General features: G+C 60.9%; 5 protein-coding genes, 2 tRNA genes and 2 rRNA genes (1 of these 9 running past the window's edge). 4 read left to right on the forward strand and 5 right to left on the reverse strand.

Annotated elements, in window-relative coordinates:
• The 4 genes from AC0L2O_RS15750 to AC0L2O_RS15765 form a co-directional block, all read right to left on the reverse strand.
• Positions 1-1,294 (reverse strand): 23S ribosomal RNA (locus tag AC0L2O_RS15750) (it extends 1,579 nt beyond the left edge of the window).
• Positions 1,295-1,694: 400 nt separating this feature from the next.
• Positions 1,695-1,770 (reverse strand) — tRNA-Ala (locus AC0L2O_RS15755).
• Positions 1,771-1,803: 33 nt separating this feature from the next.
• A tRNA-Ile gene (locus AC0L2O_RS15760) sits at positions 1,804-1,880 on the reverse strand.
• A 187-nt stretch (positions 1,881-2,067) separates the two neighbouring features.
• Positions 2,068-3,556: ribosomal RNA gene (locus AC0L2O_RS15765) — 16S ribosomal RNA — on the reverse strand.
• The 16S and 23S rRNA genes sit together here with 2 tRNA genes alongside, the layout of an rRNA operon.
• A gap of 976 nt (positions 3,557-4,532) precedes the next feature.
• Between AC0L2O_RS15765 and AC0L2O_RS15770 the strand changes: the two genes are divergently transcribed.
• The 3 genes from AC0L2O_RS15770 (at position 4,533) to AC0L2O_RS15780 (ending at position 7,434) form a co-directional block, all read left to right on the forward strand.
• Complete coding sequence (locus tag AC0L2O_RS15770) at positions 4,533-6,596, forward strand: peptidoglycan DD-metalloendopeptidase family protein (RefSeq protein WP_473370358.1); 2,064 nt, start codon at positions 4,533-4,535, stop codon at positions 6,594-6,596.
• 139 nt (positions 6,597-6,735) lie between these two features.
• Positions 6,736-7,098, forward strand: coding sequence for an SPW repeat protein (locus tag AC0L2O_RS15775; protein ID WP_369720792.1), 363 nt, complete (start codon positions 6,736-6,738; stop codon positions 7,096-7,098).
• Between the two features lie 81 nt (positions 7,099-7,179).
• Positions 7,180-7,434, forward strand: coding sequence for a hypothetical protein (locus AC0L2O_RS15780; protein ID WP_473370359.1), 255 nt, complete (start codon positions 7,180-7,182; stop codon positions 7,432-7,434).
• A gap of 77 nt (positions 7,435-7,511) precedes the next feature.
• On the opposite strand, the gene clpB is transcribed toward AC0L2O_RS15780, so the two are convergent.
• Positions 7,512-10,151, reverse strand: a complete 2,640-nt coding sequence (clpB, locus tag AC0L2O_RS15785; RefSeq protein ID WP_473370360.1) for an ATP-dependent chaperone ClpB — start codon at positions 10,149-10,151, stop codon at positions 7,512-7,514.
• A 244-nt stretch (positions 10,152-10,395) separates the two neighbouring features.
• Between clpB and AC0L2O_RS15790 the strand changes: the two genes are divergently transcribed.
• A complete protein-coding gene (locus tag AC0L2O_RS15790) occupies positions 10,396-11,184 on the forward strand; it encodes an MOSC domain-containing protein (RefSeq protein ID WP_473370361.1) in 789 nt (262 codons plus the stop codon).
• Positions 11,185-11,280 lie beyond the last annotated feature (96 nt).

Genomic DNA, 11,280 nt, shown 5'->3' on the forward strand with positions numbered 1-11,280 from the left:
GCCCTTGCGGACTACACCCTAAGCTTCGGCTCGTGGCTTGAGCCCCGTTACATCTTCGGCGCAGAAACCCTTATTTAGACCAGTGAGCTGTTACGCTTTCTTTAAAGGATGGCTGCTTCTAAGCCAACCTCCTGGTTGTTTTGGGATTTCCACATCCTTTCCCACTTAGCCACGAATTAGGGGCCTTAGCTGTAGGTCCGGGTTGTTTCCCTCTCCACAACGGACGTTAGCACCCGCTGTGTGACTCCCGGATAGTACTCTCAGGTATTCGGAGTTTGGTTGGGTTTGGTAAGACGGTAAGTCCCCCTAGCCCATCCAGTGCTCTACCCCCTGAGGTATTCATCCGAGGCGATACCTAAATATCTTTCGCGGAGAACCAGCTATTTCCCAGTTTGATTGGCCTTTCACCCCTAACCACAAGTCATCGGAGCCTTTTTCAACAGGCACCCGTTCGGTCCTCCAGTGAGTGTTACCTCACCTTCAACCTGCTCATGGCTAGATCACTAGGTTTCGGGTCTAATACAACGAACTTGGCGCCCTATTCAGACTCGCTTTCGCTACGCCTTCGCCTATCGGCTTAAGCTTGCTCGTTAAATTAAGTCGCTGGCCCATAATACAAAAGGTACGATGTCACCCAGAACGTATCTTGGGCTCCATCTGTTTGTAGGTGTCCGGTTTCAGGTCTATTTCACTCCCCTCGTCGGGGTGCTTTTCACCTTTCCCTCACGGTACTGGTTCACTATCGGTCGCTGAGGAGTACTTAGGCTTGGAGGGTGGTCCCCCCGCGTTCAGACAGGATTTCACGTGTCCCGCCTTACTCGTGGATACATCATCGCATTACTCGTACGGGGCTATCACCCTCTGAGGCCCAGCTTTCCTGACTGGTTCCGATTGTCTTTGATGTATCACTGGCCTGGTCCGCGTTCGCTCGCCACTACTAACGGAGTCTCTGTTGATGTCCTTTCCTCCAGGTACTTAGATGTTTCAGTTCCCTGGGTTTGCTTGAAACCTCCTATGTATTCAGAAGTCTCATACCTTCTTTTGATAACCGGAAATCCAAAACCTCTTCGATCGAAATCTAAAGGCCTGGCTTCTCACATTATCTGATCGAACCCCACACCGATGTCTTTCGACAAAGGTCTTGGAGTTCCGGCTATCGAAGGTGGGTTTCCCCATTCGGAAATCCGCGGATCAAAGCTTCTTCGCAGCTCCCCACGGCTTATCGCAGCGTAGCACGTCCTTCATCGCCTCTCAGCGCCAAGGCATCCACCGAACACCCTTAAGGCACTTGATTGCTCTCATTATCAATGTCCACACACTCGGCAGAATGTTGACTGTACGATTACCTTGCGGCACGCGCCCTCGATGAACGCTACGTACAGCCGGACAATGATTAGAAAGACCAGCTTGCTTCGTAAGATCGTTCCGATAGCGAGGCGGTCAAGCTTCGCTAAAAGGATCATTTACAACTCGCCCGTCTTTCAAGTTTGACCTTGAAGGACGCGTGAGCGCCGAAATGATCCGGAGATAATGAAGTATCGCGTAGCAATTGCTTGCTGCACGATCCAACTCGGATCGATCTCCTCTTTACGATGTCAGAAATCACGCAACCTCACCGTCCATCCGGACTAGTGGGTGCGAAGTGATGTTTCGCGGACGATTGAGTTACACAACGTGTCGGCAATCAAACCATCTGGTGGAGCCAGACGGGATCGAACCGACGACCTCATGCTTGCAAAGCACGCGCTCTCCCAGCTGAGCTATGGCCCCGTAACCAGAAGACGAATGCTTACTCGATGAGTGTGGTGGGCCTGGGAAGACTTGAACTTCCGACCTCACGCTTATCAAGCGCGCGCTCTAACCAACTGAGCTACAAGCCCCTAACGCATATCCCGTTAAGGACCATGGGATCCTGCGCATGCAGGCCCAGCGCGTGTTCGTCCGCGAAGAAAGAGAAACGTAGACGGCGAAATCCCGCCAATGCAGCTCAACGATCCTGACGACCGTTGGCCACTGATGTTTCTAAAACGGTTCGATAGAAGCAAGCTTCTGAAGAACCATCCTTAGAAAGGAGGTGATCCAGCCGCAGGTTCCCCTACGGCTACCTTGTTACGACTTCACCCCAGTCGCTGACCCTACCGTGGCCGGCTGCCTCCATTGCTGGTTAGCGCACCGTCTTCAGGTAAAACCAACTCCCATGGTGTGACGGGCGGTGTGTACAAGGCCCGGGAACGTATTCACCGTGGCGTGCTGATCCACGATTACTAGCGATTCCAACTTCATGGGCTCGAGTTGCAGAGCCCAATCCGAACTGAGACGGCTTTTTGAGATTTGCGAAGGGTTGCCCCTTAGCGTCCCATTGTCACCGCCATTGTAGCACGTGTGTAGCCCAGCCCGTAAGGGCCATGAGGACTTGACGTCATCCCCACCTTCCTCGCGGCTTATCACCGGCAGTCTCCTTAGAGTGCTCAACTAAATGGTAGCAACTAAGGACGGGGGTTGCGCTCGTTGCGGGACTTAACCCAACATCTCACGACACGAGCTGACGACAGCCATGCAGCACCTGTGTTCCAGGCTCCGAAGAGAAGGTCACATCTCTGCGACCGGTCCTGGACATGTCAAGGGCTGGTAAGGTTCTGCGCGTTGCGTCGAATTAAACCACATGCTCCACCGCTTGTGCGGGCCCCCGTCAATTCCTTTGAGTTTTAATCTTGCGACCGTACTCCCCAGGCGGAATGCTTAAAGCGTTAGCTGCGCCACTAGTGAGTAAACCCACTAACGGCTGGCATTCATCGTTTACGGCGTGGACTACCAGGGTATCTAATCCTGTTTGCTCCCCACGCTTTCGTGCCTCAGCGTCAGTACCGGGCCAGTGAGCCGCCTTCGCCACTGGTGTTCTTGCGAATATCTACGAATTTCACCTCTACACTCGCAGTTCCACTCACCTCTCCCGGACTCAAGATCTTCAGTATCAAAGGCAGTTCTGGAGTTGAGCTCCAGGATTTCACCCCTGACTTAAAAACCCGCCTACGCACCCTTTACGCCCAGTGATTCCGAGCAACGCTAGCCCCCTTCGTATTACCGCGGCTGCTGGCACGAAGTTAGCCGGGGCTTATTCTTGCGGTACCGTCATTATCTTCCCGCACAAAAGAGCTTTACAACCCTAGGGCCTTCATCACTCACGCGGCATGGCTGGATCAGGGTTGCCCCCATTGTCCAATATTCCCCACTGCTGCCTCCCGTAGGAGTTTGGGCCGTGTCTCAGTCCCAATGTGGCTGATCATCCTCTCAGACCAGCTACTGATCGTCGCCTTGGTAGGCCATTACCCTACCAACTAGCTAATCAGACGCGGGCCAATCTTTCGGCGATAAATCTTTCCCCGTAAGGGCTTATCCGGTATTAGCACAAGTTTCCCTGTGTTGTTCCGAACCAAAAGGTATGTTCCCACGCGTTACTCACCCGTCTGCCGCTGACGTATTGCTACGCCCGCTCGACTTGCATGTGTTAAGCCTGCCGCCAGCGTTCGCTCTGAGCCAGGATCAAACTCTCAAGTTGGACTTGAACTTTGAACCGGCTGATCACAACGTTTGACGAGGTCCCACCATTTTTCGCCGACCGAAGTCGACGAGCTGCCTGCGATTCACATCGCTGGCAACGATGGTGTAACCTTAAAACGTGTACCGCCGAAGTCTTTCGTCCGGTCCCGATCCGAAAAGCCGAAGCCTTTCAAATGCGAGACCCGCAAGGACTCCGCCGTCCACGTTTCTCTTTCTTCATCTTCACTTGTCAAACAGCCCGGGACCCAGGAGGCCCCATCCTTCCCTAGAGGAAGGGTTCCGACACCCTTACCGACGATGAATGAACTCCAACCGACTTGCGTCGATCGTTGTGTCACTCAACAAGGTGAGGAGCATCAGTGGCACGTCCGCTCGCCGTGGTCGTTGACCCGGCGGCGCCGCGCTCAGTGGTCGGGTTATAGGCCCCCTCGCTCCGGATTGTCAACGCCCATTGTCAACAAATCGTCGCACAGTGGATTGTCCGAAAAAATCACGTGTTTCCAGACGATTAGACGAACGTCGAGCGGTCGGGTCGGGACCAGTCGATGAAAAAATCCAAAAAAGTTTGGGCTCGTGGGGGCTCCTGAGGCGGCTTCTGGCGCCCTCCCCGGGGAAGGCTCTGGCGCCAGCCCGTTCAGGAAACTTTTCCCCATGGGACGCCGTACTAGAGCCACAATCCCGCGGCGTTCTGGTAAGAGACAAGCTTGAATCGCGGGATGCCAGTGGGGGCTGCCCGCGATTTCACGGGGTCAGAGGAAGGCGATCTTACGATGACGCGGCCTTCCTTGGACATTCGAGAGACATCGAGAGACCTTTACCCGCTTCGCTGTTCGTAATTTCGGCCGGGCCTCCATCAGGGCCTTCTGAGCGCGAACACCTATGCGGCACGGCTTTTCCCGCGATTCCCCTGGAAGAGGGCGAAACGGGAGGAGTGCAGGACAAGGCATTTCGGGTCGTTGATTGGGGGACTTGGGTTGAACCACAGGACGTCACGCGGCGCTTACGGGCGTGAGACCGGGATCATCGATCTCGGCCACGAGCCGCCGCTGTCCGTCGATGGTTCCGAGGCCGCCGTCATCGATCGCCGTCGCGTCTCGGTGCAATGGTTCAGCGGGACAATTCTGACCGGACTCTGCGGCGCAGCCTTGATCGGCGGCGCCGTTTTCGCATCTCTCGACGGCGAAATGACCTTCGCCAAGGTGCCGGAGCGGGTCGAGGGCGCGCTGCGCGGCGCGTTCGGCGCAGCTGATCGCGCGGCCACGCTGCACAAGAGCGACCGCCTGCCGCCGCCGAATGAATCCACGGCCTCGCGCAACATCGTGCGCGTTTCCACCGTCGCCCGCGTCGGCAATCGCGACGTGATGCGGGTGCGTCCCTTCATCCGGATCGCCGGCAATCTGTCGATGACGACGAGCGATCTGTCGGCGAAGATCCCGCCGTTCAACGCACAGCGGCTGCTCACTGACGTCGGCTCCGACCCCAAGGCCGCCGCCGACGATCCAAACAATCCGGAAGCGGTCGAGCCCGACGCCGAGGTCTCCTTCGTCACCAAGGACCTGTCGCCGGTGCTGCCGAAGGCCAAGATTTCCGCGGTGGTGGCGCTCGACGACATCCTGATGCGGGTCCGCGACGCCGCCAATTGGCGCGGCAATGGCGGGGTGCGCTACGCCGCGCTCGCCAATGCCACCGCCGACGTCTCCGGCGCGACCGGGGCATCCGACATCAGAAGCGCCTACGCCACCGAAGTGTCGCCGTCCGATCCCTATGCCGGCTTCGAGACCCGCGTGGTGCCGGAAAACGTCACGCTGCTCCCGAAGACCAAGGAGCAGATCACCGGCGGCAATCCCAACGGCGAGCGCGTCCATGTCGTCAAGAAGGGTGATTCGGTCTCGTCCGTGCTGCGCGATCTCGGCGCCACGCCGGACGAGATCAAGGCGATCGCCGCCACGCTCGGGCCGCGCGGCCGCGATGGCGGCGTGAAGGAAGGCGAAAAACTCCGCATCCTGATGGCGCCCGCAAGCCCCGGCGCAAGACTCCAGCCCTACCGCGTCGTCGTCGCCAACGACACCATGGTCGAGGCGATCGCGGCGCTGTCCGATCTCGGCAAATACGTCGCGGTCGACGTCTCCAGCATGAACACTGTCGCTGATGCCGCGGCCAGCACCAACAGCGACGATGACGACGATGACGACGGCACCGGCGTGCGGCTCTACCAGAGCATTTACGAGACCGCGATACGCAACAAGGTGCCGATGCCGGTCATCGACGACATGATCAAGATCTACTCCTACGACGTCGATTTCCAGCGCAAGGTGCAGCCGGGCGATTCCTTCGACGTGTTCTACGCCGGCGAGGACGAAGGCGTGACGGCGAGCGAAAAGAACGACGTTCTGTTCGCCTCGCTCACGGTCGGCGGCGAGACCAAGAAATATTATCGCTACCAGAGCCCCGACGACGGCGTCGTCGATTACTATGACGAGACCGGCAAGAGCGCGAAGAAGTTCCTGGTCAGGAAACCGGTCAACAGCGCCATCATGCGCTCGGGCTTCGGCGGCCGCCGCCACCCGATCCTCGGCTATGTGAAGATGCACACCGGCGTCGACTGGGCCACCGCTTATGGCACGCCGATCTTCGCCGCCGGCAACGGCGTCATCGAGAAGGCCCAGCTCGAGGGCGGCTACGGCAAGTATGTCCGTATCAAGCACAACAACGGCTATGAGACCGCCTACGGCCACATGTCGGCCTTCGCCAAGGGCATGGAGCCGGGCAAAAAGGTGCGCCAGGGCCAGGTGATCGGCTTTGTCGGTTCCACCGGCCAGTCGACCGGCCCGCACGTCCACTACGAGATCCTGGTCAACGGCCGCTTCGTCGACCCAATGCGCGTGAAATTGCCGCGCGGCCGTTCGCTGGAAGGCCCGATGCTCACGAGCTTCGAGAAGGAGCGCGACCGGCTCGACAGCATGATGAGCGGCCGGGGCGGCGCCATCGCCCGGATCTCGGACGCCACCGGCGGGCCGCTCCAGGTCACCAACCGCTAGGTCTGACGAGCCCCCGACAGCAGGCAATCGGCAACCGCGCGCCGCCCTGTTTTCGATTTCCTTGCTTCATTTCGTTGGAACCTGGCGGGCAGCACGGCTGTTGTTTTGCTACCAGGGGCAGGGCTTTACGGAGCATGCCATGGAGAATTGGACGAACGCAAAATTGTGCGACGTCGCAAACCTGGTCCTCGGCGCATTCCTGTTTCTCTCGCCCTGGATCTTCGGCTTCGACGCCGGAAAAGCTTCCCAGAACGCGCATATCGCGGGCATCGTGATCGCAATTCTGGCCATCGCGGCGCTTGCCGCCTTCGCCGTATGGGAAGAATGGCTGAACCTGATCGTCGGCCTGTGGACGCTCATTGCGCCTTGGGTCCTCGGATTCGAGGGCGCCAGGACGGCGATGACCATCCACGTGGTGGTCGGCATAGCGGTCGCCGTGCTGGCCGCGATCGAGCTCTGGATCATGTCCCAGAACCCGCCGCGGCTGACCACCGGCCGTTGAGATCTCGACCCTGAGATGGCCAATGCAACAACCCGTCCGCCCGGTGCGGACGGGTCCCGCACTCGAGCGAGGGAGAGAGCCGTGACACGCCTGACACATAGCGACGTCAGGAAGGCGATCGGCGGCGCCGATGATGCCACCATTGCGGAGATCATCGGGACGGGCGCAACGATCGACGAACTCGCCGAAGCCCAGGCCTGGCTCGCCAATGACGAGCCCATGATCAATGATTTGAGGCCATTGGCGCAGGGACGGGTCCGCGCGCTGGTGGACATCCTATCCGAGCTCGACGAGAGCGAAGACGAGGCCCCCGGCCCCGTCGGCACGGCAAGCTAGACCGGTACGACAACGATCCGCCCCGGAGCGGCGAGGCCGCTCCGGGGCAGTTCATTGTTTGCAGCCAGCACAGACGGTCAGTTCAGCTTGCGCTTCGGCACCGGCGCGTCGAACTGGGTGATCTCCGCGGTCTGCGGCGCTTTGCCGTTGAAGGTCAGCACGTTGCCTTCGGACGAGATCGCGACCGTATCGCCATCCCTGACGTCGCCGGCCAGGATCATCTCGGCGAGCGGATCCTGGAGATAGCGCTGGATCACCCGCTTCAGCGGCCTTGCACCGTAGGCGGGGTCCCAACCCTTGGCCGCGAGCCAGTCGCGCGCCGCGGCATCGAGCGTCAGCACGATCTTGCGATCGGTCAGCAGCCTCTCGAGACGGCCGAACTGGATTTCGACGATCCGGCCCATCTCGCTCTTCTGGAGACGGTGGAACAGGATGATCTCATCGACGCGGTTCAGGAACTCCGGCCTGAAATGCGCCCGCACCATGCCCATTACCTGCTCGCGCACGGCAGACGTGTCCTCGCCTTCGGGTTGATTCACCAGGAACTCCGAACCGAGGTTCGAGGTCATGATGATCAGCGTGTTGCGGAAATCGACGGTCCGGCCCTGGCCATCCGTCAAGCGGCCGTCATCGAGCACCTGCAACAGCACGTTGAACACGTCGGGATGCGCCTTCTCGATCTCGTCGAACAGCACCACCTGGTAAGGCCGGCGCCGCACCGCTTCGGTGAGCGCGCCGCCCTCGTCGTACCCGACATAGCCCGGAGGCGCGCCGATCAGGCGCGAGACCGAGTGCTTCTCCATGTATTCGGACATGTCGAGGCGGACCATCGCGGTCTCGTCGTTGAAGAGATACTCGGCGAGCGCCTTGGTCAGCTCGGTCTTGCCGACGCCGGTGGGGCCCAAGAACATGAACGAGCCCATCGGCCGGTTCGGGTCCTGGAGCCCCGCGCGCGAACGGCGCACGGCGGTCGCGACCGCGTGGACCGCCTCGGCCTGGCCGACGACACGCTTCCCGAGCGAGTCCTCCATCTTCAGGAGCTTGTCTTTCTCGCCTTCGAGCATCTTGTCGACGGGCACGCCGGTCCAGCGCGAGACCACCTGCGCGATGTGGTTGGCGGTGACCGCCTCCTCCATCATCTCGCCGGAGCCTTCACGCGCCTCGATATCGGCGAGCTGCTTCTCGAGCTCCGGGATCCGGCCATAAGCCAGCTCGCCGGCACGCTGGAATTCGCCGCGCCGCTGGGCATTGGCAAGCTCGACGCGCAAGCCGTCGAGCTCCGCCTTCAGCTTCTGGGCATTGGAGAGCTTGTTCTTCTCCGCGCTCCATCGCGATGTCAGCGCCGCCGACTTCTCCTCGAGCTCGACGAGCTCCTTCTCCAGCGCCTGAAGGCGGGTCTTGGAGCCGAGGTCGCTTTCCTTCTTCAGGGCTTCCTGCTCGATCTTGAGTCGGATGATCTCGCGATCGAGCGAATCCAGCTCTTCCGGCTTGGAATCGACCTGCATCTTCAGCCGCGCGGCGGCCTCGTCCATCAGGTCGATCGCCTTGTCGGGCAGGAAGCGGTCGGTGATGTAGCGGTTGGACAGCGTCGCCGAGGCAACAAGCGCGGAATCCGTGATCCGCACGCCGTGGTGCTGCTCGTACTTGTCCTTCAGCCCGCGCAGGATGGAGATGGTGTCCTCGACCGAAGGCTCGCTGACGAAGATCGGCTGGAAGCGCCGCGCCAGCGCCGCGTCCTTCTCGACATGCTTCTGGTACTCGTCCAGCGTGGTCGCGCCGATGCAATGCAGCTCGCCGCGGGCGAGAGCCGGCTTGAGCAGGTTGGAGGCGTCCATCGCGCCGTCGGCCTTGCCGGCGCCGATCAGCGTGTGCATCTCGTCGATGAACAGGATGAAATTGCCGTCGCTCGAAGTCACTTCCTGGAGCACGGCCTTCAGCCGCTCCTCGAATTCGCCGCGGTATTTTGCGCCCGCGATCAGCGACCCGAGGTCGAGCGAGAGCAGCCTCTTGTCCTTGAGGCTCTCCGGCACGTCGCCATTGACGATACGCCGCGCCAGGCCCTCGGCGATGGCGGTCTTGCCGACGCCGGGCTCGCCGATCAGGACCGGATTGTTCTTGGTCCGGCGCGACAGCACCTGGATGGTGCGGCGGATCTCCTCGTCGCGGCCGATGACCGGATCGAGCTTGCCGTCGCGCGCCGCCTGGGTGAGATCGCGGGCATATTTCTTCAGCGCGTCATAGGCGTTCTCGGCCGTGGCGCTGTCGGCGGTGCGGCCCTTGCGCAGCGCTTCGATCGCCGCGTTGAGATTTTGCGGGGTCACGCCGCCCTTGCTCAGAATCGACCCGGCCTCACTGTTTTTCTCCAGCGCGAGCCCGAGCAGCAGCCGCTCAACGGTGACAAAGCTGTCGCCGGCCTTCTCGCCGGCCTTTTCGGCCGCGTCGAAGGTGCGGGCCAGCTCCGGTGCCAGATAGATTTGTCCCGCGCCCGCACCACTGACCTTCGGCACTTTGTTGAGGGCGTCCTCGGTCGTCTTCAGAATTGCGCGGGAATTGCCGCCGGCACGGTCGATCAGACCGGCAGCCAGCCCCTCAGTATCGTCCAGCAGGACCTTCAGCAGGTGCAGGGTCGAAAACTGTTGGTGCCCCTCGCGCATCGCGAGCGACTGCGCGGACTGGATGAAGCCCCTGGATCGTTCGGTGTATTTCTCGATGTTCATATCTTTTCGTATCCCTCGGCCTGCCCCTGGAGCCCTCAAAGGCACTCCAAACGGCATCTTCATTGGGTTTCCGCTGGCCGCATTGAGCTTTCTCAACCGGCAGCGGTCGTGATATCAGTCGGCCCTGGCGCCGACCTGACCCAGATGTGGGAAGCGGGCCCGCCGATCGGAAGAGGCCACTTCACAATTTCGTGCGCTGATCCGCCGGCTTGGCGGCCAGCAGCCGAATCCCTTAAGTAGCGGCATGACAGCCCGCCAGACCGCCGAGATCACCGGCCTTTACCGCTACCCCATCAAGGGCCTGACGCCGGAACGCCTGTCCCGCGTCCCGTTGCGAACCGGCCAGACCCTGCCAGGCGACCGCCGCTACGCCATCGAGAACGGCCCGAGCGGGTTCGATCCCGAGCAGCCGCAGTGGAAGCCGAAAATCCAGTTCCTGATGCTCGCCCGAAATGAGCGGCTGGCGTCGCTAGACAGCCGGTTCGAGGACGCGACCAATCGGCTGACGCTTCGCAAGGACGGCCAGATCGCCGCCAGTGGCGATCTCGAGACCGAAGCCGGGCGCGCTGCCATCGAGCGCTATTTCAGCGAGAACTTTCAGCCGGAGCTGAAAGGCCCGCCGAAGCTGCTGTCCGGCCGCGACCACAGCTTCTCCGACGTCGCCCGCAAGGTCGTGTCCATCATCAATCTGGACAGCGTCCGCGCCATCGAGACCATGCTCGGCGGCGCCGCCGTGCATCCGCTGCGTTTCCGCGCCAACCTCTATGTCACGGGCTGGCCGGCTTGGTCCGAGCTCGACCTCGTTGGCCAGACGCTCGCGATCGGGCAGGCCCGGCTGCAAGTGGTCAAGCGCATCACGCGCTGCCCGGCCACCAATGTCGACCCTGATACCGCCAAGCGCGATCTCGAAATCCCCGCCGCGCTCTCGAGCAATCTCGGCCACATGGACTGCGGCATCTATGCCGAGGTGATCGCCGAAGGCGACATCGGTGTGGGCGACGCGGTTGCATTGGAACAGCCGAAGCTGGTGTGACGCGGCGCGCTGGCCCGCCCCGTCATTGCGAGTTGGGACCGGCCTTGAGGGCCGACGCGCGCTGAATGAAACTTTTCGCGGGTTGGCAAAAGCGGT

It is taken from the genome of Bradyrhizobium sp. Kon10 (assembly GCF_055807395.1).

Coding starts and splice junctions, on each gene's coding strand:
- AC0L2O_RS15775 (WP_369720792.1), top strand. CDS start 6,736: ATGGAGAATTGGACGAACGCAAAATTGTGCGACGTCGCAAACCTGGTC.
- clpB (WP_473370360.1), bottom strand. CDS start 10,151: ATGAACATCGAGAAATACACCGAACGATCCAGGGGCTTCATCCAGTCC.
- AC0L2O_RS15790 (WP_473370361.1), top strand. CDS start 10,396: ATGACAGCCCGCCAGACCGCCGAGATCACCGGCCTTTACCGCTACCCC.